This is a genomic window from Pseudobacillus badius (assembly GCF_002189605.1).
In the GTDB taxonomy this organism is placed as follows: Bacteria; Bacillota; Bacilli; order Bacillales; family Domibacillaceae; genus Pseudobacillus; species Pseudobacillus badius.
The window spans coordinates 269,404-292,061 of the sequence record NZ_MWMM01000003.1 but is presented as its reverse complement, the minus strand read 5'-3'; the positions used below and the strand labels follow the sequence as shown (position 1 = coordinate 292,061).

Sequence of the window (22,658 nt, the reverse complement as noted above, 5' to 3'; positions counted from 1 at the left end):
GTGGGAGCATGAGCAAAGTATTCGAAAGCCAGTTAGATCCTGTTACATTTGAGGTTTTAAAAAATGGTTTTGTCAATTTAGTCGACCAGATGTCCGAGCAAGTCTTAAGAACGTGTTATTCGTTCGTTATTTATAACCGTGATTTCAGTGCGGCTTTGTGTGATGCCGAGGGCAATACTGTCATGCAGGGAACACAGGATATTTCTGTTCACGTGGGCACGCTTCATTTGACAGCTAAAGCAGTGATTGAAGATTTCGGTGACGATATTCACCCGGGAGATGTTTTTATTGTCAATGATCCGTATCGCGGCGGCACGCACTTTAACGATACCCGTGTGATTCGGCCTGTATTTTATGAAGATAAACTCATTGCTTTCATGCAGCTGAACGGCCACTGGGCAGACATGGGCGGCTCTGTGCCGGGGTCTTTTGATATTACGTCCAAAGACCATTACGGGGAAGGGGTCAGAATTCCGCCTCTGCGCATTTGGAGAAAGGGAGAATATTTGCATGATGTGGCGAACGTGCTTGTTTCCAACATGAGACTGCCGGAAGAGCGCCTTGGAGATTTGCGTTCTCAGACAGAAGCGACAAAAACGGGCGAGACGCAGCTTCTGGCGCTTGTTGAAAAGTACGGATTAGATACTATTTTAACTGCTTTTGCTGAGGTGCAGGATTACGTAGAACGCCTCGCGAGGGCGAAGGTGGCCGCTCTTCCTGACGGCGAGTGGGAAACAATTGACTATATTGATATGGACCCGGAAGCAGGAGATGGGCTTATTCCGATTAAAGTCAAAATGACAATTAAAGGCGATGAAATTTTTTATGATTTAGCCGGTTCTCATGATTATATCGGCTGTTTCTTAAACTCAGCCTTTGGCTCTTCCTTATCAGCCGCTTATGCAGGCACGAAAACCTTTTTCCCGGACATTCCGCTTAACTCCGGCTTTTACCGGGTCGTGCATGTAGATTTGCCAGAAAATTCAGTGGTCAATGCAGCTTGGCCGGTTGCGGTTACAGGCTTTTGCTCCGGCGCATATGAAAAAATCATGAATGCTTGCTTTGAACTATGGTCTCATGTGATGCCGGAGCGTGCCCTTGCTTGCTCTTTCAACTTAGAGTATTTATTGATTGGCGGCTGGGATAAACGTCAAGGCTACGACAATTACTTTATGTGGTATGACTGGATGGCAGGCGGACATGGAGGCCGTGATAAGCGTGATGGAGCGAATGCCCTTTCTCCGGTATTTGGCGTCGGCCTAAGCATTCAGCCTTGCGAGGGACAGGAGCGGCTTTCTCCAGTGATCACAACGAAACACGAAATCGTGACAGACTCTGCGGGTCCAGGTCAATTCCGCGGCGGCTGCGGGGTGGAAAAAGGCGGAATGTTAACAGAGGCAAACGATACAGTAATGTCGTATTGCTGTGACCGCTCCCGTTCAGTAACATGGGGAATCTTTGGCGGGCTTCCGTCCACTCCGCACGGTGCCTGGCTAAATAAAGATAAAGAAGACGGCCGGTTCTTAGGTGCCATCTTCTCAAACGTCAAGCTGAAGAAAGGAGACACATTCACAAGACCGTCCGCCGGCGGCGGCGGGCTTGGCGATCCGCTTGAGCGTGATCCAAAGGCAGTTCTTGAAGATGTCATTGATGAGTATGTTTCTATTGAACGGGCGAAAAAAGACTACGGCGTCGTGATTCGGGAGATTGATAGAGAAATTGATTTGTTCGAGATTGATGAGGAAGCAACAAAGGCAGAAAGGGAGCTCATCCGCCATTCACGCGCCGGCTGGCTGGAGGAAGACACGGACAGTATTCTTGCCAAATATCGCAATGGAGAAATCGATCAATTGGATTTGATTCGCAGATATGGTGTCATTATTGACTTGGCAACAGGAACAGTGCTTGAAAAGACAACAGCACAAAATCGCGAAATGCTCAAAAAGCGCTCACTTGCGTACTGGGCATAATCAACCAAGCAGCGGGGAGCCCCGCTGCTTTTCTTTGTTTAAATGATTGCTTTCTGAAAATTTTTCATTGCGTGCCAAATAACAGGTGCGTTATAGTGAGGGCACAAATGTTTGATGATCATTGGGGGATAGGCTGAATGAGACCAATTATACTAGGCGTGCTTTCTGCTTTTTTCTTTGCTTTTACATTTGTCCTGAATCGGCTGATGGAAGCAGAAGGAGGCAACTGGATGTGGAGTGCTTCTTTGCGTTATTTATTTATGATTCCGTTGCTCGCAGTTATTGTCGGCAGCCGCAAAGGCATGCGGCCGTTGTTGACGGAGATGAAAAGAAATCCATTTGCCTGGCTGCTTTGGAGCACTGTCGGCTTTGGGCTTTTTTATGCGCCGCTCTGTTTTGCGGCGGCTTACGGTCCGGGCTGGCTGATTGCCGGAACGTGGCAAGTAACGATTATTTCGGGGTCACTGCTTGTTCCGTTTTTTTACATAACGATCCAGACACCAAGCGGCCCTAAGAGAATGAGAGGAAAAATTCCTTATAAGGGTCTTGCCATGTCGCTTATTATCTTAGCCGGAGTTGCTCTTATGCAGGCAGCACATGCGCGTGAGCTGTCGTTGCAGGCTGCGCTGCTCTGTATCCTGCCGATTATAGCGGCCTCTTTTGCTTACCCGCTCGGGAACCGTAAAATGATGGAGGTGTGCGCTGACCGTCTTGATGCTTATCAGCGTGTACTTGGAATGACGCTGGCGAGCTTGCCGTTTTGGCTGATTCTTTCGGTGACGGCGGTCTTCACGGTCGGCTGGCCGAGCAAAGGCCAAGTTGTTCAATCCGGCCTTGTGGCTCTTTTTTCCGGTGTGTTCGCCACGGTGCTGTTTTTTGCGGCAACCGATCTGGTGAGAGGAAATATGAATAAATTGGGCGCAGTAGAGGCCACCCAGTCTTTAGAAGTATTGTTTGCGGTAGCCGGCGAGATGGTGCTGCTCGCCGCGCCTCTGCCCGCCCCTGTATCTATCGCCGGCATGATGCTGATTATTGTGGGCATGGTGCTGCACAGTTACATTTCTCATGCTAAGCAATTCACGCCAGGCACTTAAGTGTCTGGTATTTTATTTGCTATAATATAGGAAGAAAGCACGGAGGTGGAAGGATGAGGAATTATTTATTGTTAACCGGTCTGCTGATTTTGCTCCTCGGCTTGGGCGGCTGCAACAAAATGGCGTCACCGGAAGAGAGGCTGAATGAGTATGCGAAGCTATGGAGTGATCAGGAATTCGCAGAGATGTATAAAAGTTATGTCGCTCCCTCTAATAAAGAGCAGGTGAAGAAGGAGGACTATGTCGATCGTTACCAAACGATCTATAAAAGTCTAGGCGTGAAAAAAATAAAAGTCACCCCGCTCCAAACAGAGGAGAAGGATTGGGAAGGAAAAAAAGCGGTTCTGCCAATCAAAGTGGAAATGGACACAAGTGCCGGTCCTGTTTCTTTCAAAAAGAAGGCGGTTTTGAAAAAGGAAGAAAAAGAGAAGGAAGAAGCTTGGTTTATCGACTGGGATGTTTCATATATTTTTCCTGACATGGAGGATGGCGATAAAATCCGCATTGAAACCATTAAAGGAAACCGCGGCGAGATCGTTGACCGCAACGGCAGCTCCTTAGCCGTCAACGGCCAGGGCTATTCAGCCGGTGTCAAGGCTGGAGACATAGACAACGATGCCGCAGCAAAAGGCAAGGTAGCGGCTTTGCTCGGTATAACATCTGAATTTATCGATAAGCAATTGCAGCAAAGCTGGGTGCGTCCCGGATATTTTGTCCCTTTGAAAAAAGTATCTGCTTATGATAACGAAAAGCTTCAGCAGCTTCGGGCTATCCCGGGGTTTGAAACACAGGAAATTACCATGAGACAATACCCGTACAAAGAAGCGCTTGGTCACTTAACGGGCTATATCGGAGACATTAATGGCGAGGAATTGAAAAAGCTAAAATCAAAAGGATACAGCGATCAGGATCAAATCGGCAAACGGGGGCTCGAACAGCTATTGGAAGAGAAGCTTCGCGCCCGCAACGGCAAGAAAATTTACATTGAAAAGGCCAAGGGTGAACCAGTAACCATTGCAGAAAAAGCGGCTAAAGATGGGGAAAACGTAAAGGTAGCCATCAATGCGGAATTGCAGAAAACCATTTACGAAGAGCTGAAAGGCAAGCCGGGAACAGCAGCAGCTATCGATCCGAAAACCGGTCAAGTACTGGCGCTGGCCAGCTCTCCCGCGTTTGATCCGAACGAATTTGCTCTTGGGGTGTCAGCCAATCGTTATCAGGAGCTTGAGAAGAATCCAGCCCAGCCGCTATTAAACCGTTTTGCCGCCACTTATTCGCCTGGTTCGACGATCAAGCCGATCACTGCCGCCGTTGCCATAAAGGCGGACACGCTTGATCCAGCGAAGGAACGGCCGATTACAGGTCTCCATTGGAAAAAGGATGCTTCGTGGGGCAATTACTCGGTTACGCGCGTGAAGGACCCGGGCGAGCCGGTGAATCTTCAGAAAGCACTTATTTATTCTGACAACATTTATTTTGCGCAAACAGCTCTTGAGACAGGCAAGGAAAAAATGGCCGATGGCTTAAAGTCATTTGGTTACGGAGAAAAGATTCCCTTCGCTTACCCGATCCGGGCTTCCCAAATTTCGAACAGCGGAACACTTGATAAGGAAATTTTGCTGAGTGATACGGGTTACGGACAGGGAGAAGTTCTGTCCAGCATGCTTCATCTTTCATCCGTTTACAGTGCTATTGTCAACGACGGCAACATGATGACACCGCAGCTTTACGCTGAAGCCCAGCCGGAAGTGTGGAAAAAGAACCTTCTCTCCAAAGCGTCGGCTGATTTGTTAAAGCAGGACCTGCGTCTTGTCGTTCAAAAGGGAACGGCTAAATCGGCCGATACGCCGGGGCTTGCGCTTGCGGGCAAGACAGGCACGGCCGAGTTAAAGCTGGAAAAGGGAACAAAAGGAAAAGAAAATGGTCTGTTTGTCGCTTATGACCAGCAGCAGCCAAACTTTGTATTGGCGCTTATGGTCGAAGGAGCGGAAGGGGCAGGAGGAAGCAAGGCCGCTATTGCCGCCAGCAAACAAATTTTTTCTAAATGGAAAGAAATCAGCTCATAAATGAAAAAAGCCGCCAGAAAAAGCGAGGTTTCCCGTTTTTTCGGCGGCTTTTTTGGGTATGGAAAAAGGGGATTTGCCCCTTTTGTAGAAGTAAGTTGTAAGAAGTTGACCGTTGGAAATTAAAAATGGTGAGAAATAGCCGATATAAAAAAAAACGGATCTTTCCGGTGATAAGGGGTTCGAGATGAAAAAAAGTATATTTACGCTATCAACCGCAGCTTTTTTTTCCACCGGGGCGGCTACACTTGTTCATGCAGCTGAACAGCATGTTGTTAAACCAGGTGAAACATTAGACAGTATTGCTAAACAGTATGAAATAGACGTCAGCACATTGAAGGCATTAAACAATTTAGAAAATGACGCTCTCCAAGTAAATCAGACCTTAACGGTAGCCAGCCATTCTTCCGGGGCTTCCGAAAGCACGCACATTGTTCAAGCTGGCGAGACGATTCACGCCATTGCTCAGCTGTACCAGATGCCAGAAACAGAATTAAAGCAATTGAATCAGCTGGAAAACAACACAATTTATGCAGGACAGAAACTAAAGGTAAGCGGAAACAAGGCTGTCCATCAGTCTGCTGCCGTTCAGCGTCCTCTCCCAGAAGCAGAATTACATACACAAGCAGCCAAGCCAGCTGTAGAAGCAGAAGTTAAAGAGCTGCCTGTGACAGGAACATACATAGTACAGCGAGGGGATACACTGGGAGCTATTGCAAGAGCTTATCAGATGGAGCCAGCCCAGCTTCGGCAATTAAACGGACTTGAAAATGACTCTATTTATGCAGGGCAAACATTAAAGATAAGCAGCCAGACGACTGCTGAAAATGAACCGCCAGCGCTGTCTGCAAGGATCGCTTCTGCCGGTACTTATACAATAAAGAGCGGCGATTCACTTGGTGCCATTGCAAAAGCGCATAATATGACAGTGGCTGAACTGCAGAAGCTGAATGGACTGGCGTCCCATATGATTTATGCAGGCCAAACGCTCAAGGTGAAGGGCAAACCGGCGGCTGCAAAGCCTTCGCAGCCAAAACCGAAGCCATCGGTGACACCATCACCATCTTCTGGCAGTTATACAGTCAAAAGCGGTGATTCGCTAAGTCTTATTGCTAAAAGACATCAAATGAGCGTGACGGAATTAAAGCAGCTTAATCAATTGGCAGCAGACCTTATATTTATTGGCCAAAAGCTCAAGGTGAGCGGCAAGCCGGGAACGAGCAAGCCGACACCGTCTCAGCCGAAACCAAAGCCGCCGGCCGCGCCATCGCCATCTTCCGGCAGTTATACGGTCAAAAGCGGCGACTCGTTAAGTCTCATTGCGCAAAAGCATCAAATGAGCTTAGCAGAGTTAAAGCAGCTCAATCAATTAACGTCTGATATGATATTTATTGGCCAGAATCTCAAGGTGAGCGGCAAGCCAGGAGCGAGCAAGCCGACACCGTCCCAGCCGAAACCGAAGCCGCCGGTGACGCCATCTCCGTCCTCCGGGAATTATACGGTCAAAAGCGGTGATTCGCTAAGCCTCATCGCCCAAAAGCATCAAATAAGCTTAGCCGAATTAAAAAGGCTGAATCAATTAACATCTGATATGATATTTGCCGGCCAGATCTTAAAGGTCAGCGGCGGAGGATCAGGGACGGGCACGCCTCCTTCCAGCAAGCCAGGCTCTTCTGGCGGCGGGGCGTTTTCCGTGGCGTCATTGATTGCAGAGGCTAAGAAGCATCTCGGCACTCCATATGTATGGGGCGGCGTTCAGCCCTCCGGCTTTGATTGCAGCGGCTTCATTTACTATGTATTTAATAAAGCCGGCAAGAGCATCCCGCGTACCAATACGGAAGGCTACTACAGCCGTTCCTACTATGTCGATAAGCCGCAGGTAGGCGACTTGGTATTCTTCGTAAATACGTATAAAAAAGGCATTTCCCATATGGGCATCTATATTGGCGGCAACCAGTTCATTCAGGCGAGCTCTTCACAAGGAATTACCATCACGAGTCTGGATAACAGTTACTTTAAGCAGCGGTTTGACAGCTTTAAGCGCTTTTACTAACAGGCAGTTTTTCTTCATTCCCGATCAGCAAGTGTTGCCCTGAACGGGAATAGTCGAAAAGGCGGCTATAAACAAAAAACGGCACCGTCCCTGATCAGGACGGCGCCGTTTTTTTGTTATGGAGCCAGTTGCTTTGCCAGCTGCTCAACTTCTTTAAGGTGTGCATCAATCGTTGCGTCGGTTACATAAACACCGAATGCACTGTTTGGTACATGGGGTCCCTGCAAAATACGGGCGGCAATTTGGTCGCCAACATGCGGATAGAAATGATGGCCGTCAAAATAGTTGTTCAGATCCAGCGTGACTTTATTGGGATACATGAAATTATAGACTCCGCCAAATACGGAAGTAATGTCACGCAGCCAGCGTTCGTAATCATCCAGCTGCCCTTCCTCTATCAGCGTTTGGAACAGACGGGCGGAAATCGGTGTTGTAAAAACAATCAATTCGACATCCGGATGCCGCTGCTTAAAAAGAAGCAAGTATTCTTTGTACCTTGGATTATATTGATAGTTTCTTCCGTAAAACTCATCCCGGAACCGCTCGATTTTTTCCTCTGTATTTTCCAGCCTCTCTGCTGCGTTTGTTTTTTTTGCATAGGCGATATTATGGCGATCATAGACGCGCAGCTCGCTCACTTCGTTGTTTTTTGACATTTGAAAATTTTGAAGAGCGTATTTAAACAGGTCCAAAGAGATCAAGTTTCTGGCTCGATAAAAACGCTGCTGCACCTTTTCCTCATAATTTCTCAAAGAAACAGGCTGTTCGCTTTCCTGAATGCTGGATTTAAAAAAATCCATACCGATAATGACTCGTTTAATTTTCTGCGTGCTTTGTTTCTCTGCAAATTGCAGGAACGTATCATATTCACGAATGGACATGTTATTCACAGAGTAATTATAAGCCTTCATGCCTCGAAAGCGGTTTTGATTAATGTATGCCGTTCGGCTGCTGCCAAGAATGATCGTATCATAGGAAAAGTCTTGAAAATAGACGCGGTTTGTTTTTTGCTCCCGTTCATCAACCGATATTTGATGATCATTATACGAGTGGTTATGGCCATACGTCCAATAAGGATCGATATAAAAGTTAAAGGCGGCTATTCCGCTCAAAATCAAGATGACCGGAAGAAAGAAAATAACAATAAATTGCTTAGCTTGTTTCATGACGATCCACCTTAAAAATTAAAATAAAGGAATGCAGTTACTTGCTGGAGCTGCATGACAGAATAGAGAAAAAGCACAGAGGCATATAATGCAACCGTCTTTCTCGGTTCAAATTCATCTCTCCATTGAATAGAGTTTTTGGCAAATAGAACGATCAGCAAACCGCCAGCAATGTACAGCAATACTTCTGCAAAAGAACTGCCGAGACTAAAGTTGAATAGCACAGGGCTGCCAAGCGGGATATGTAAAGCTTCAATGACTTCTTTAGGCAAGTAGATACCGTTCAATCCGGCCATGCTCTTGAGGACATGAAGAGCCGTGGCGAAATCAGGAGACCGGAAAAAGACCCATGCCAGATTAACAAAGTTAAATGTAATAAACCAGGCAAGCCATTTATTCATCGAGTGCCCGGCGCGTTTCCAGGCACGGGCAATGACGCTCGCTATTCCATGCATCATGCCCCAAACGATAAAGGTCCACCCTGCTCCATGCCAAACTCCGCTAATAAAGAAGATGATTAAAATGTTGACATAGGTCCGGGCCGTTCCTTTGCGGCTGCCGCCGAGCGGGATATAAATATACTGGGTTAAAAAAGTATTTAAAGTAATATGCCACCTTCTCCAAAAATCCTGAATATCCAGTGCCTTATAAGGCGAAAAGAAGTTTTTTGGCAAATGAATATTGAACAACAAACCGGCGCCGATGGCCATATCGGAATAGCCGCTAAAGTCAAAATATAGCTGGAATGTATAAGAAAGAGCTGTCATCCAGCCGTCCACAAATGTTAATTGTTCGGCCATCGCATAGCCTCTGTTCGCCCAGATGGCAAACGAATCAGCGATGACCACTTTTTTGAACAAGCCCATACTGAATATGAGCAGCCCAAGAGCAAAGTTTTGCGGATTCAGCCGCCGGTTTTCTTTTTGGCGGAATTGCTCCATGACCTGGCGGTGGTGAACAATCGGCCCAGCGATTAACTGCGGGAAAAAGGTAACAAACAAACAATAGTCTAAGACGTGATATCCTTTCGTTTCACCGCGATAGGAGTCTACCAAATAACCTATTTGCTGAAAGGTATAAAACGAGATGGCCAGCGGCAACAGCAGGTTCTTTAACGGAATAGATTCATTAAATAAGAAATTGATATTTTCCACGAAAAAATCATAGTATTTAAAATAGCCGAGCAGGCCCACGTTAAATAATATACCAGCCGTTAAAATCCACTTTTTTCTGTCAGTGAAATACTCTTTGCCAAGGGCTGTGCCGACAAGAAAATTGATGACGAGCGAAGCAAGAATCAACGGCAAATAGCTGGGGTTCCACCATCCATAGAAAAACAGGGACCCAGCAAGCAGCCAAGCTTTAGCAAGGGTGAAGTTCCACTGGTTCAGCAAAAAATAGATAAGCAAAACGATAGGAAGAAATAAAAAAATAAATTCAAACGAATTAAAAATCAAGTGGATCTCCTCCAAAAAACAACGGAAAATAATGGCGAACTAATCATACTACAATGAATAAATGAACACAACGGCAGGGCCTGTCCTCTTTTCAAGATATTATATCCATTAAATGAAAATATTTCTTGTGAAAACGAAGAGTTATGGTACAATAAAAGTATAGTTTTCTGTTTTGTAATTTGACAATAATGAAGTGGCAACGGTTGGATGGCCCGAAAGCATCTGCTCTTAATGAGCAGATGCTTTTTTCTTTTTGGAAGAAATAAGCCAAAATAGATATATAGTTTGGTATAATTATACTGGTTTTACAAAAAGAGGGTGATTTTGATTTTGCGCCAAAGAAAAACAGGGACGCTTCTGTTAATGCTTGTCCTGATGCTGGCTTTTCCGACGGAGGGCTTAGCAAAAACCACAGCATTAAGCAATGGGGTGAACTGGAGACATATCTATACGAAAGTGAATGGGAAGGATCAGTCGATCGATATTATGGCCGTGGATTTAACAAAGAGGGGGCATAGCATTTCTTATCATTTGCCCATGCCCTATTATCGCCTGAATAAAGCATCTGCCCTGTCCAACCGTCAAATGCCGCCAGGGCAAAGACAGCTTGGGGCCATCAATGCCTCGTTTTTTCACTTTAATACAAGGGAACCGGCCTATTTACTTGCTAAAGAACATCGTCTGGATAACCTTGGAGTGGTATCCAATAAAAATACCGATTATATGTATGTGCCGGCTGCATTTGGCGTAAGAAAGGACGGCAAGGCAATGATTGACCGTTTTCACTTATCGGTGACAGCAAAGGCCGGAGAGACCAGCCTTCCGATAACAGGCTATAACGAATCCCGTGAGAAGGATGAGTTAATCTTCTATACAAGAAGCATGAAGTTTAATCATACGAGAACGAATCCGCACGGCTATGAGGTCACTGTTGATGGATTAGATCAGCCGCTCGACCCGGGAGCCAAGTTTGGTCAAGCAGTTACGGGAAAAGTTACTTCTATTAGAGACTACGGCGAGCAGTCCAGCTCCGTTATTCCGAAAAACGGCTTTGTCTTATCGGGTCAAGGAGAGAAGACGGAAGTGTTAAAATCATTAAAGCGCGGCGACCCTGTGTCAGTGACTATTCAGCCGGAAGAGAAGTGGCGGGGGAGCCAGTTCATGCTCGCCAGCGGACCGCTGCTTGTCCAAAAAGGAAAAGTCTCCATGACCATGGCAGCAACAAGCCCCAATGCGCGGATAAGAGCCCCGCGGTCTGCTGTCATGGTTGACCGTTCAGGCAAAAAAGTATTTTTCGTTACTGTCGATGGCCGCCAAAAAGGGCGGACAGGAATGACGTTGCTTGAATTTGCTGCCTATTTAAAAAGCCTGGGAGGCTATCAGGCGCTGAACTTAGACGGCGGAGGATCCACAACGTTAACAGGCCGGGCTATGGGCTCCAGTAAAGCAAAAGTGTTAAACAGGCCGTCAGATGGCCGGGAACGAACGGTTTCGGCTATTTTAGAGGTATTTCAAGCGAAATAAGAGCGTTCCGGGAATTCCCGGAACGCTCTTTTCTTTCGGAATGGAAAGCAGGCTTGCGCATAAACAGCTTGATCATTTTCTCAAGCTAGCTTTACTTAATTGCTTTTAACTTGTACGCTCCATCTTGACAGATCCGGAGTTTCTTTTTTTAATAGCTCTTTAGGAAAGATAAAGGACCATGGCTTCGTTGTGTTTGCCTTAATTTCTAAGCTTCCAAAGTTAAATTGCCCTTCAGCAATCACCGCTCTTTCGCTGTCGAGTACTTGCAGGGGAAGCTGTTCAATGTTGATCAGCTTATCATAACCGTTACGGATGAGCACAGTGACATGGAACTTTCCGTCTTCAGCTACCTGTGCCTGCAATCCGGTAAAGTTCAATTCATTTTTGCCGGGAGCACCAAGGTCTTTGACGATTTGCTCCAGCTTTTCTTTTTCCGCTTCCGGCAAAGCCTCCTCCCAGGATTCAGCCAGATCAAGCCGATGCTCCTTTGAGGTCAAGTCAAATGCCAGTGTCCAGTTTTCTTTTTCCAGCTCCACTTGCTGGTCAATAGAAGCAGGCGGGAAGATGAATGTCCATGGACGGCTGCTCTTAGCGGGAATCTCGCCTAATTCTGCCAAATGAAAATCGTGTCTAGCTTTCACTTCATTTTTTTCATTGATTAATAGAAGCGAAACATCGCCAAGTTGAATGCCCTTATCCACGGAATTGCGCACAAAAGCGGAAACGGCCAGTCCTTGAGGCTGCTCTTCCCATTCAATGCCTGATAGCGACAGTTGGTTCGCTTTCAAAGGAGGAAGCTCATTGTTCAAAAAGCGCAGCACGTACATTTGCTCTTTGGGAACGTTGGAGGAGGGATGAAGGGAAAGCTCCGTCTCTACTTCCTCCGAAGATTCCGCTGCGTCGCTGCCGGTTAGCTCACTTGAAGCAACAGCGCTTTCACGCCCGTCATTTTTTAGTTGATCTGAATCACGTTTTTTGCTTTTAAAAAATGAAAACATAGTTATTCCAACTCCTTATTGTTTAATTCCTTGATCAGACGGCCAAAGTGAATGGCGATCTCTTTTTGGAGCTGATGATGCATATCTGAAAATAGCTGCAGGCCCTCACGCGCATAAATCCTCATCGGGTCCTCCTGCTGATAATAGCGAAGGCCGATTCCTTCCTTTAAACGGGTCATGTTTTCCAAATGCTCGACCCAGAGCCGATCAATCGCAGATAAAATAATTTGTTTAATATAGTCATCCCAATCCGGCTCATAAGCAGCGGTTAATTCCTCAGTATAAGCAGCGATGGCCTGTTCGGTCAGCTCTTCCATTTCTTTTCTGCTTATTACTTCTTCGGGCAGATGGACCGGACGGCCGCCAAGCAAAGTGCTCAGGCTCCCGGCAAGCTGGTCTACCTGCCATTCATCTGTTGGCTCATCAGCAGGGCAGAGCCGGTCCATTTCATTGCGTGCTGCTTCCTGCATAATCCCCAGAAAACGGTCAAAGTGCTTATCAAGGTCGACGGCTTGATTGCGCAAGCCGAATATAATGCCGCGCTGCTCATTAATAACGTCATCAAGCTTTAAGTTATATTCCCGCATGGAGAAGTTGGCGCCCTCTACGATACGTTGAACCCGGTCCACAAACTCCGGCATTTTTTTGTTTAAGACGATGCCATTTTTATCTGTCCGCAATTTTTTTGATAGTTTTTCCAATTCTTCCTTGGCAAAGCGGCGGAACATCGTGTCTTCCAAAGAGATAAAGAATTGGCTTGCTCCTGGGTCGCCTTGACGGCCGGAGCGGCCTTTCAGCTGGTTGTCGATTCGGCGGCTTTCGTGGCGTTCCGTGCCTAATACAAAGAGTCCGCCCAGCTCGGCTACGCCGTCACCAAGAAGAATGTCGGTGCCGCGGCCCGCCATATTCGTGGCAATTGTTATATGATCTCTCTGGCCGGAACGGGAAATCAGCTCCACCTCTTGCTCGACACTTTTCGCATTCAGCAGCTCAAATGATAAGCCTGCTTCTTTAAAGTAGTCCGCTACTTTTTCTGATTGCAGGATAGATGTAGTGCCCACAAGAACTGGCTGTCCGGTCGCATGCCGTTTTTTTACTTCTTCTGTGACTGCTTTATATTTAGCTTCCTCTGTTGCATAAATATTATCCGGCATATCTACCCGCTGTTTAGGGCGGTTTGTCGGAATTTGCACGACTTGCATGTTGTAAACCTGCTGGAATTCCTTTTCCTCGGTTTTCGCCGTGCCGGTCATGCCGGAGAGGTGCGGGTACATCCGGAAGTAATTTTGGATCGTAATGGAAGCTTGCGTTTTATTTTCATCCGTAATTTCCAGACCTTCCTTCGCTTCAATGGCCTGGTGGAGACCGTCACTTAGAGTCCGTCCTTCCATTGTCCGTCCAGTGAACATGTCAACGAGTAACACCTTTCCGTCTTTGACAATGTAGTCAACATCTCTCTCAAACATCACATGGGCACGGACTGCCTGGATCATGTAGTGGTACAAGGTTTGGTGCTCCAGCTCATATAGATTGTCGACGCCAAAGGCTTTTTCTACTTTTTCGATTCCTTGTTCCGTGAGACTGACGGCTTTTGTTTCGTCATCAAGATGATAATCTTCATCTTGAACGAAGCGGCTGGCTACACGGGCCCCAATCACATGAAGATCCGCGCTTGCGGGCATCTTGCCGGCAATAATAAGAGGGGTTTTTGCTTCATCGATCAGGACACTGTCCACTTCATCGATAATGGCAAAGTGATAAGGGCGCTGTACACGCTGGGAAGGATGCCACACCATGTTATCGCGCAAATAATCGAATCCAAATTCGGTTCCGACCCCATATGTAATATCCGCCTGGTAGGCTTTTTGCTTTTCTTCCGGGTCCATCATAGGCAAATTCAAACCGACAGTCAGACCGAGAAATTCATGGAGCGGGCCGATCGTTTCGCAGTCACGGCTGGCCAGGTAGTCATTCACTGTGATGACGTGAACGCCTTTTCCTTCCAAGGCCCGCAAGTAACTCGGCAAAGAAGCGACAAGTGTTTTTCCTTCACCTGTTGCCATTTCAGCAATATTTGCTTCTGTCAGCACCATTCCGCCAATCAGCTGCACGTCATAATGGCGCATGCCGAGTACCCGTTTGGATGCTTCACGGACAACAGCGAACGCTTCGGCTTGAATATCGTTCACTGTCTCGCCTTGTGCCAGTCTTTCTTTGAACACGACCGTCATATGAGCTAATTCTTCATCTGACATCTTTTCAAAGCTGGCTTCTAACGCATTAATCTTTTCTACTTCTTTGTAATATTTCTTTAAACGCTGATCGTTTGAATCGCCCAGCTTTTTAAAAAACGAAATCATATATCTGTACGCTCCCTCGGAGAAATTTCAATTAAACGCAGGTGGGATAATCAGTCATTATTTTATTTTACCAAAAGAAGAAACGGATGACTAATATATCTAGATTATTGTAAAAATAAAGAAAAAATTGCATAAAAAGACAGAAAACAAGAGGTTTGGACAATATCTAAGACCGGGAAAAGAAAAACAGCAGATTTTCACTCGTTTTTCATGGAAGTTGCTTTAAAATGCCATTATAATATTGAGGTGAAATGAATTTATGAGGAAAGATAAAGTAAGCAGGTAATCAGTCGGCTGCTGTTGTTGCATGCTACTAAATACAGAAGCGTAACGTTTGTTTGTCTATAGCTGAAGGAGGTACTTCATGGTTTCCCTGGTTTTTGTGATCTGTGTGCTGGCATCACTTGCCATTACGCCGCTCGTAAAAAAAATGGCCATTGCCATTGGTGCGGTGGATAAGCCTAATTATCGGAAGGTTCATGAAAAGGTGATGCCCCGAATGGGCGGCTTGGCAATATTTATCAGCTTTATGATTGGTCTGCTTCTTTTGAAGCCGCAATCGCCATTTAATTTGGCGATCGTGATCGGCGGCGTCATTATTATTATAACCGGTGTGCTCGATGACCGGTTTGAGTTATCGGCGAAAGCAAAACTCGGCGGCCAGCTGCTGGCTGCTCTTGTAGTTGTTTTATATGGCGGGGTAAAGATGGAATTCATTACCTTGCCGTTTGGCGGTGAAATGGAATTTGGATTTTTGAGCGTGCCGCTGACGATTTTGTGGATTGTAGGCATTACTAATGCGATCAACTTAATTGACGGACTGGACGGCTTGGCAGCCGGTGTGTCATCTATTGCCCTTGTGACGATCAGCTTGATGGCTTTTATGAAGGGTGACGTCTATGTGATGAGTATGGCTTTGCTTGTGCTAGGGAGCACACTTGGCTTTTTGCGTTATAATTTTCACCCGGCCAAGATTTTTATGGGGGATACAGGCGCCCTGTTTCTCGGTTATATTATTGCTGTTCTGTCGTTGCTTGGCTTTAAAAATATCACCGTCATTTCATTAATCATTCCCATCATTATTTTAGGTGTTCCGATTTCTGATACATTCTTCGCGATTGTTCGAAGGAAGGTCAATAAACAGCCGTTGTCAGCACCGGATAAATCGCATCTCCATCATTGTTTGCTGCGTATGGGATATACTCACAGGCAGACAGTTATTATCATTTACGCGCTTGCCTCCATGTTTGGCTTGGCGGCGGTCATTTTCTCCATGGCCACTATTTGGGGAGCGTTCATTATGGTGGCGGTCCTTGCCGTGGCGATTGAATTATTTGTTGAAAGCATTGGTCTTGTTCATGCAAATTATAAACCGCTCCTTAACTTTATGCGTGTCCGCATCAAAAGGAACTAAAGAAGCTGCCGGATTATTCCGGCAGCTTCTTGGCTTCCAGGTTAGTGCCTGACATCGTTCTTGGGTGCTAACCTGTTTTTTTATTTTTCATTAATCCACTTCAAGATGACGGGACAATTTACGTTTAATGACCTCGAGATCTTCTTCATCCAGGCGGTAAATATAAGCGCCATTCTTCATTTCGTCATCTTCACCTTGTAAAGTAAGGGATTCAAATTCCATGTTTCCTGATTTTCCATAGTTAATGAGGGACTTCATTTCACTAAATGTCATGTTGGTTGTCATATTAGAGCCAACTGCTTCCAGAATTTCATCATACTTGGTAATAGAGTTGAAAGAAGTAGCTTTTTTTATAACCGCCTCCAATAGCTGCTGCTGACGCTTGCCGCGTTCAATATCGCTGTCATAGTGACGCGTCCGTGCAACGGCTAAGGCTTCTTCGCCGTTTAATTCTTGAACGCCTGGTTCAAGCTTGATGGCGTTGTGACGGTCGTTAGAGTCTTTTTCTGATAACTTGTACGGCACATTGAACTTAATGCCGCCCAATGCATCGACTACGTCCATGAAAGCATAGAAGTTCATGCGAACATAATAGTCAACGGGAATGTCTAATAATTCTTCCACTGTATCAATGGTTGCCTTTGGTCCTCCATAGGCGTGGGCATGGTTAATTTTTGTTTTATAGCCCACCTTTGGAATGTAGGCATAAGAATCACGAGGGATGCTGAGCAGCTTAATGGACTTGTCCTTTACGTTTAAAGTAGCCAGCATTAAAGCATCTGAACGGGCTTTATCCTCCTTCGTGCGCACGTCACTTTCATCAATTCCAATGAACAAAATTGAAATGTTATCGTTCAGCGGGTGAACTTCGGCATCGCGCAAAGCGGACTTTTTGCGGCCGTCATCCATATAAGAGCCTGTAAAGATCGTTTCTGCTTTTTTGTATAGGAAGGCACCGTAACCGGCAGCTGTAAATGTAAGAAACACAATTGGCAATAGAATAAGAAAGGCAATACGGCGCTTGCGCTTTTGCCTCTTGCGCTTTTGTAGACGCTGTCTATCTGATGACATATAATTTAACTCCTTCAAAATAGAGTAATCCGGCGAGAATTATAAATGTTCATAATTCTTCAAAGACCAAACTACATTTTACTATGAAATACAGCAGGCGTAAATTTAATTTTTGGCACATTCTTTAATATTCTACGAAGGATCGACAATTTTCTCCTGGTAAAGCTGTTTGCCTTCTGTTATCACAGCTTGCCCATTGGTCAATTCTGTGATCCAGGCAGTAAATGCCTCTTTTTGGCTTTCTTCAACAAATGTCTCCACAGTGACTGTATCAAGATAATGAATGTCTTTAATTTCATAAATAGAAGAGCGAAGTTCATTTTCCACTTTCCCAAGCCAAGTATAGTCAATAGAGGCTTTCATGACCTGCATAAGCCGGCGTTCCGCCACTTTCGCAGCGTTAATTCCTTCAGAAGCAGACTTTCCGTAGGCGCGGATTAAGCCGCCTGTGCCAAGCTTAATTCCGCCGAAGTAGCGGGTGACAACGACAACGGTATCTTTTAAGCCGCGTTTCTTTAATACTTCAAGGATGGGAAGGCCGGCTGTTCCGCTTGGCTCGCCGTCATCGTTTGCTTTTTGGATATGGTCTGTTTCGCCGATCATATAAGCAGAACAATTATGGGTGGCGTTCCAGTTTTTCTTCTTAATTTCAGCGATGAATGCCTGCGCTTGTTCTTCCGTTTCTGCCCGATTGACATAGGCGATGAAACGGGATTTTTGGATGGTGATTTCTTCTTCACCATACCCCTTAACTGTGTAATAAAGCGGGAGCAAGGTTCATTCCTCCAATAAAATAATTTGGTGATCATCGAGTATTGTGCGGATGATCAGGTTATTTGCATGGCATGAAAAAGCGAGAAGAGAACGCACATGTCCCTTCATGATTTTTGCTGTCCGATTCATTGCCAGCATCTCTTGAAGCTGCACATAAAAGCCTCTTTACCCGAATAAGTGAAAAAATCAACATCGGCATCAATGATTAGTAAAACCAGTAATTTTAAAAAATCCTTAGATTTCAGGTTTAATTAATGAAAAGATGGGTACTAATCATTCTTATGATATATGAAAACAAAAAAGGAGCAAAGCGATATGGTTCTTTTTACGCAAATAGAAATCTTTTTAACGCAATAGTAATTAAACTTTAATGTATAGGAAATTTAGTCGTGATATAATGAATGCAGCCTCAAAGTTGTATAATCGCTGGGGAGACGGGCTAAATAGGTAAAGAGGTCCTTCTGAAATTGCTGGAAAATACCAGAAATTTAGGTCTAATTCAGCTTCTTGTTTCAATATTTTTTGAATTTTAAGGGTCTTTTAGAGGGATTTCTCACAAAGCCTACCTTCATTATAGTGATGCAGATGAAATGAAGGTAAAATAGGAATGTTGAGGAAGGGATTACCTAATGGCTGCAAAAAATACCAATACATCACTTTTAGACACGATCTTAAAGAAAATGATTGTGACCGTAGATCAGAGCAAGGGAGAACTGTTTGCGATTGCCGAACAGAGCAGGCGCGATTATGAATCTTTGCTCGGGGAACTTGAGCAAGTTCGTATTCAAGTACACGATTTAATTGACGAGCAGGATGAACTAGAGACAAAAGTCAGGATGGCAAGAAACCGATTATCAGAGGTGAGCCAGAATTTCCATACATATTCTGAGGAAACGGTCCGTCAGGCTTATGAAAAAGCACACAATCTCCAAATGCAGCTACTTGTTTCCAGACAAAAGGAAAAGCAATTTCTAGAGAAGAGAAATGATCTTGAACGGCGCCTGTCAACGATTGAATCGACGATTGAGCGAGCCGAGCACCTCGTTTCTCAAGTATCTGTTGTCTTAAATTATTTAACGCAAGACATGAAGCAAATTGGCGAAGTACTTGAAGATGCCCGCTTAAAGCAGGAGTTCGGACTGCAAATTATGGAGGCGCAGGAAGAAGAACGGAAACGGCTGTCACGCGAAATACACGACGGTCCGGCACAGATGATGGCTAATGTGCTGCTCAGATCTGATTTAATTGAGCGACTGTACAGAGAGCGAGGCGTAGACGAAGCATTTAAAGAAATTCGCAGCTTAAAGCAGATGGTTCGCTCCGCTTTGTATGAAGTCCGCCGGATTATCTATGACTTACGTCCAATGGCGCTTGACGACCTTGGGCTCGTTCCTACGCTAAAAAAGTATTTAGCTACGGTTGAAGAGCATGTCCAATCATTAAAAAAAACAACAAAGATTCATTTTACAAATATGGGAAGCGAACGGCGTCTTCCCTCCAAGCTTGAAGTCGCTTTATTCCGCTTGATTCAAGAGTCTGTGCAAAATGCACTCAAGCATTCTGAAGCGACATCCATTACCGTGAAACTAGAAATAAAAGCACATCAAGCTTTGGCTGTCATTAAAGATAACGGCCGCGGGTTTGATATAAGAGAAAAGAAATCAAGTTCATTTGGCATTATGGGAATGAAAGAGCGCCTTGAACTGTTGGAGGGCGACCTCTCCATCCATTCTAAACCGAATGATGGAACACTCGTGATGATTCGTGTTCCGATTGTAGATTAGAGTTTGAATTAAGGGAGGCAGACCAATGACAACGAAAATCGTTATTATTGATGATCATCAATTATTCCGCGAAGGAGTAAAGCGGATTTTAGAATTTGAAGAGTCCTTTGAGGTAGTAGCTGAGGGAGATGACGGAAGAGACGCGCTTGCGCTTATCGAAGAGCATCATCCCGATGTGGTGCTTATGGACATCAACATGCCGGAAGTAAATGGTGTAGAAGCCACGCGTGAGCTAGTGCAAAAGTTCCAGGATACAAAAGTCATCATCCTTTCTATTCATGACGATGAAAATTATGTCACGCATGCTTTAAAGTCAGGCGCTATGGGTTACTTATTAAAAGAAATGGATGCAGATGCTTTAATCGAAGCGGTTAAAGTGGTGTCTGAGGGCGGTTCTTACTTGCATCCGCGTGTAACACACAATCTGATCGCAGATTATCGCCGGCTTGCTAATGATGACCAAAAAGGAAAAGGCTTCCAACAAACAGAAGTGCGCCGGCCGCTTCATTTGCTTACTCGGCGTGAATGTGAGGTTCTGCAGCTTCTGGCTGACGGAAAGAGCAACCGCGCCATTGGGGAAGCGCTCTATATTAGTGAAAAAACAGTAAAGAACCATGTTAGCAATATCCTGCAAAAAATGAATGTAAATGACCGTACTCAAGCCGTTGTGACCGCGATTAAAAAAGGCTGGGTCGAAGTCAGATAAGAGAAGCAAACGATCCTAAAGCACTGTGCAAATTTGCACAGTGCTTTTTATGTAAGTGTTTTGTTTATCCAATGGTTTGCCGGCCTTGCACGAGAAACGGCTTGCCGGCGAGATGCAACTTTTTGAAGTTCCACAGTTGAGGAGTGGAGGGGATTTGACATACAATAGGGCAGAAAGGACGTGAACACGTTGATAAGAAAATTCATGGGACTGGCTTTGGCCGCCGGGGTTCTTTTAGCCGGTTGCGGCGATGACGAGAAAGAACAAAAAGAACAAACAGAAGCGCCGCCAGCAGCAGAAGCGCCAAAACCAGCGGACGATCAGCCTGAAAAAGCCAAACCGCCGGTGACTACTCAGCCGATTGAAGAAGCAGACAATATCCCTCCGCAGGAAAAAGAGGAGTTAATGAACACGTTCAACCGCCATGTAGATGCTTTCAATTCAAAGGATCTGGATGCCTATATGGACACCATCTCGAAAAACACCGAACGCAATTATGAGGAAGAGCGTCTATATGTAAAGAAAGTGTTTGATACATTTGATGCAAAGATGGAGCCGAAACATACTGTTATTATTAAGTATGACCCGGAAAAAAAGGAAGCTTATATATTTGTTGCCATGAAATCCGTCACCAAAGATTTGCAAACGGGAAAAGAAATCGAGGAAACGACGCGGCAAATCATGACGTTCAATAAAGAAAAGGACGGCTGGAAACAAACGGCTTTATCTGCAATGAAATAGCCTAAGCGCATTCAGTAATTGCTATAATGGGAATAGAGAGAGCAGACTGATGGAAGCCGAGGAGCTTTTAGCAGACTGAGCATGAAAGATTACTTTCTAAAAAAGGAGCGATCGCGATGTCAAAACAAAAAAAGATGAACGTGGAAAGCTTTAACCTTGATCATACGAAAGTAAAAGCACCTTATATTCGGCTGGCCGGCACCACAGAGGGAATAAATGGAGACAAGATTTACAAATATGATCTTCGTTTTTCACAGCCGAATAAAGAGCATATGGATATGCCTTCCATTCATTCATTGGAGCATATGATGGCGGAATTCAGCCGGAATCATTCCGACAAAATTGTTGATATTAGCCCTATGGGATGTCAGACCGGCTATTACTTATCGGTTATTAACCACGAAGATTATGATGATGTTTTGCGCATTGTGGAAGCGACGCTGAAAGATGTATTAGAGGCGACTGAGGTTCCGGCTTGCAATGAAGTCCAATGCGGCTGGGCTGCCAGCCACAGTCTCGAAGGGGCCAAGGAGTTGGCTCGTTATATGCTGTCAAAGCGTGAAGAATGGAATGAAGTATTTAACTAGTGAAGCTGCTCATTCGGACAAAAGCCTTCTGTCCGAATGAGGAAAAGCTGCAAAAAAGAGCCTTCAGGATAGTAAAGCTTTATCAAGGCTGGTTAATTGGAACAAAATACTGATCTTTACGATAAACAGTCGCTTCCATTGTCGCCAAAAGGTTTCCTTCGCTTTCTACTGTAATGCTGTACCAGGCCACTCGGCGCGTTTTCTTCACCTCAGAAGCTGAAGCTGTCAACATGGCTCCTTTTTGCCCGGGAGCCATAAAATTAACATTTGTGGATAAGCCGACAGATACCTTGCCGTAAGAATTGCTCGCTGCTGCAAAGACATAATCAGCAAGAGCAAAGATCACCGCCCCATGAACAGTGCCGTGGGAATTCAGCATATGGTCTTGAATTTGCAGTTCGGCTGAAGCTGTGCCCTTGCCAAGAGCTGTTAACTGAATGCCCAAATGATTGGCGTAAGGCTCTTGCTTTAAGGTATCAACAATTTTCTCATAGTGAGTTTCGTGAATTTCTTGCTCGTCAAGTTGTTTAGTCAATATAATCACCCTTCTTTGAGTTTTTTCAGCTGGATGGCGTTCGACCGTCCGTTAGTGAGTTGTATCTATACAAATTCAAAACGTTAGACGAGTATTTGTTTATAAGTATCTGGATTTAAAATATCACAGCTCGGCCATCGTGTAAATGAATAAGTCAGATTATTCAGTCTAAAATCCGTCGTTTTTCTATACTTTTGCTTGATTAACGTTACAACTTTAGCAAAAAAACTTGGAAACGTTAACAAAACTGAATGAAAAGAATATAAAAATGAGCTTGCCAAATATGAATTTTCAGAAATTATTATTGACAAGGTGCTGTGCAAATTTTAAACTTTAACTATATTACTATTATTTAAAACTT

The 22,658-nt window shown here is 45.0% G+C and carries 18 protein-coding genes; 10 read left to right on the top strand and 8 right to left on the bottom strand.

The features are described 5' to 3' along the window. The first annotated feature begins 8 nt into the window (after positions 1–8). From B1A98_RS07700 to B1A98_RS07685, 4 genes are all read left to right on the top strand, one after another. The gene (locus tag B1A98_RS07700) at positions 9–1,970 is read left to right on the top strand and encodes a hydantoinase B/oxoprolinase family protein (RefSeq protein WP_063384640.1); all 1,962 of its coding nucleotides are present in this window, start codon (positions 9–11) and stop codon (positions 1,968–1,970) included. 137 nt (positions 1,971–2,107) lie between these two features. After that, positions 2,108–3,064, top strand: a complete 957-nt coding sequence (locus B1A98_RS07695) for a DMT family transporter (RefSeq protein ID WP_063384641.1) — start codon at positions 2,108–2,110, stop codon at positions 3,062–3,064. Positions 3,065–3,117: 53 nt separating this feature from the next. Beyond that, positions 3,118–5,130 carry a penicillin-binding transpeptidase domain-containing protein gene (locus B1A98_RS07690; protein WP_063384642.1) on the top strand — a complete coding sequence of 671 codons (2,013 nt, stop codon included), beginning with the start codon at positions 3,118–3,120 and terminating at the stop codon, positions 5,128–5,130. Between the two features lie 184 nt (positions 5,131–5,314). Continuing rightward, positions 5,315–7,180, top strand: a complete 1,866-nt coding sequence (locus tag B1A98_RS07685) for a C40 family peptidase (protein ID WP_063384643.1) — start codon at positions 5,315–5,317, stop codon at positions 7,178–7,180. Positions 7,181–7,296: 116 nt separating this feature from the next. On the opposite strand, the gene B1A98_RS07680 is transcribed toward B1A98_RS07685, so the two are convergent. Continuing rightward, positions 7,297–8,346, bottom strand: a complete 1,050-nt coding sequence (locus tag B1A98_RS07680) for a hypothetical protein (RefSeq protein ID WP_063384644.1) — start codon at positions 8,344–8,346, stop codon at positions 7,297–7,299. Positions 8,347–8,357: 11 nt separating this feature from the next. Further along, positions 8,358–9,803 carry an MBOAT family O-acyltransferase gene (locus B1A98_RS07675; RefSeq protein WP_063384645.1) on the bottom strand — a complete coding sequence of 482 codons (1,446 nt, stop codon included), beginning with the start codon at positions 9,801–9,803 and terminating at the stop codon, positions 8,358–8,360. Between the two features lie 324 nt (positions 9,804–10,127). On the opposite strand from B1A98_RS07675, the gene B1A98_RS07670 reads away from it, so the two are divergent. Then, on the top strand, positions 10,128–11,327 hold the full coding sequence (locus tag B1A98_RS07670; protein ID WP_063384646.1) for a phosphodiester glycosidase family protein: 1,200 nt from the start codon (positions 10,128–10,130) through the stop codon (positions 11,325–11,327). 95 nt (positions 11,328–11,422) lie between these two features. Here the strand turns inward: B1A98_RS07670 and B1A98_RS07665 are convergent, their stop codons facing one another. Beyond that, on the bottom strand, positions 11,423–12,325 hold the full coding sequence (locus B1A98_RS07665; protein ID WP_063384647.1) for an accessory Sec system S-layer assembly protein: 903 nt from the start codon (positions 12,323–12,325) through the stop codon (positions 11,423–11,425). A 2-nt stretch (positions 12,326–12,327) separates the two neighbouring features. Next, complete coding sequence (secA2, locus tag B1A98_RS07660; protein ID WP_063384648.1) at positions 12,328–14,685, bottom strand: accessory Sec system translocase SecA2; 2,358 nt, start codon at positions 14,683–14,685, stop codon at positions 12,328–12,330. Between the two features lie 364 nt (positions 14,686–15,049). Between secA2 and B1A98_RS07655 the strand changes: the two genes are divergently transcribed. Continuing rightward, entirely contained in the window at positions 15,050–16,099 is a 1,050-nt protein-coding gene (locus B1A98_RS07655) for a glycosyltransferase family 4 protein (protein ID WP_041095113.1), read from the top strand. A gap of 90 nt (positions 16,100–16,189) precedes the next feature. Here the strand turns inward: B1A98_RS07655 and B1A98_RS07650 are convergent, their stop codons facing one another. The 3 genes from B1A98_RS07650 to B1A98_RS20400 form a co-directional block, all read right to left on the bottom strand. Beyond that, a complete protein-coding gene (locus tag B1A98_RS07650) occupies positions 16,190–17,170 on the bottom strand; it encodes an LCP family protein (RefSeq protein WP_063384649.1) in 981 nt (326 codons plus the stop codon). A gap of 132 nt (positions 17,171–17,302) precedes the next feature. After that, positions 17,303–17,944: a YigZ family protein gene (locus B1A98_RS07645; RefSeq protein ID WP_063384650.1), complete on the bottom strand. Its 642-nt coding sequence runs from the start codon at positions 17,942–17,944 to the stop codon at positions 17,303–17,305. 3 nt (positions 17,945–17,947) lie between these two features. Next, positions 17,948–18,097, bottom strand: a complete 150-nt coding sequence (locus tag B1A98_RS20400) for a hypothetical protein (protein WP_158286023.1) — start codon at positions 18,095–18,097, stop codon at positions 17,948–17,950. A gap of 476 nt (positions 18,098–18,573) precedes the next feature. On the opposite strand from B1A98_RS20400, the gene B1A98_RS07640 reads away from it, so the two are divergent. The 4 genes from B1A98_RS07640 (at position 18,574) to B1A98_RS07625 (ending at position 21,762) form a co-directional block, all read left to right on the top strand. Continuing rightward, the gene (locus B1A98_RS07640; protein ID WP_041095109.1) at positions 18,574–19,728 is read left to right on the top strand and encodes a sensor histidine kinase; all 1,155 of its coding nucleotides are present in this window, start codon (positions 18,574–18,576) and stop codon (positions 19,726–19,728) included. Between the two features lie 25 nt (positions 19,729–19,753). Further along, on the top strand, positions 19,754–20,434 hold the full coding sequence (locus B1A98_RS07635) for a response regulator (protein WP_041095107.1): 681 nt from the start codon (positions 19,754–19,756) through the stop codon (positions 20,432–20,434). A gap of 189 nt (positions 20,435–20,623) precedes the next feature. Then, complete coding sequence (locus B1A98_RS07630) at positions 20,624–21,175, top strand: hypothetical protein (protein ID WP_063384651.1); 552 nt, start codon at positions 20,624–20,626, stop codon at positions 21,173–21,175. 116 nt (positions 21,176–21,291) lie between these two features. Beyond that, on the top strand, positions 21,292–21,762 hold the full coding sequence (locus B1A98_RS07625) for an S-ribosylhomocysteine lyase (protein ID WP_063384652.1): 471 nt from the start codon (positions 21,292–21,294) through the stop codon (positions 21,760–21,762). Between the two features lie 82 nt (positions 21,763–21,844). On the opposite strand, the gene B1A98_RS07620 is transcribed toward B1A98_RS07625, so the two are convergent. Beyond that, positions 21,845–22,306: a PaaI family thioesterase gene (locus B1A98_RS07620; protein WP_305954910.1), complete on the bottom strand. Its 462-nt coding sequence runs from the start codon at positions 22,304–22,306 to the stop codon at positions 21,845–21,847. Positions 22,307–22,658 lie beyond the last annotated feature (352 nt).

What these genes read in the sequence shown, in the direction of transcription:
- B1A98_RS07700 (WP_063384640.1), top strand. Translation starts at nt 9, where the DNA reads ATGAGCAAAGTATTCGAAAGCCAGTTAGATCCTGTTACATTTGAGGTT.
- B1A98_RS07695 (WP_063384641.1), top strand. Translation starts at nt 2,108, where the DNA reads ATGAGACCAATTATACTAGGCGTGCTTTCTGCTTTTTTCTTTGCTTTT.
- B1A98_RS07690 (WP_063384642.1), top strand. Translation starts at nt 3,118, where the DNA reads ATGAGGAATTATTTATTGTTAACCGGTCTGCTGATTTTGCTCCTCGGC.
- B1A98_RS07685 (WP_063384643.1), top strand. Translation starts at nt 5,315, where the DNA reads ATGAAAAAAAGTATATTTACGCTATCAACCGCAGCTTTTTTTTCCACC.
- B1A98_RS07680 (WP_063384644.1), bottom strand. Translation starts at nt 8,346, where the DNA reads ATGAAACAAGCTAAGCAATTTATTGTTATTTTCTTTCTTCCGGTCATC.
- B1A98_RS07665 (WP_063384647.1), bottom strand. Translation starts at nt 12,325, where the DNA reads ATGTTTTCATTTTTTAAAAGCAAAAAACGTGATTCAGATCAACTAAAA.
- secA2 (WP_063384648.1), bottom strand. Translation starts at nt 14,685, where the DNA reads ATGATTTCGTTTTTTAAAAAGCTGGGCGATTCAAACGATCAGCGTTTA.
- B1A98_RS07655 (WP_041095113.1), top strand. Translation starts at nt 15,050, where the DNA reads ATGGTTTCCCTGGTTTTTGTGATCTGTGTGCTGGCATCACTTGCCATT.
- B1A98_RS07650 (WP_063384649.1), bottom strand. Translation starts at nt 17,170, where the DNA reads ATGTCATCAGATAGACAGCGTCTACAAAAGCGCAAGAGGCAAAAGCGC.
- B1A98_RS07640 (WP_041095109.1), top strand. Translation starts at nt 18,574, where the DNA reads ATGGCTGCAAAAAATACCAATACATCACTTTTAGACACGATCTTAAAG.
- B1A98_RS07635 (WP_041095107.1), top strand. Translation starts at nt 19,754, where the DNA reads ATGACAACGAAAATCGTTATTATTGATGATCATCAATTATTCCGCGAA.
- B1A98_RS07625 (WP_063384652.1), top strand. Translation starts at nt 21,292, where the DNA reads ATGTCAAAACAAAAAAAGATGAACGTGGAAAGCTTTAACCTTGATCAT.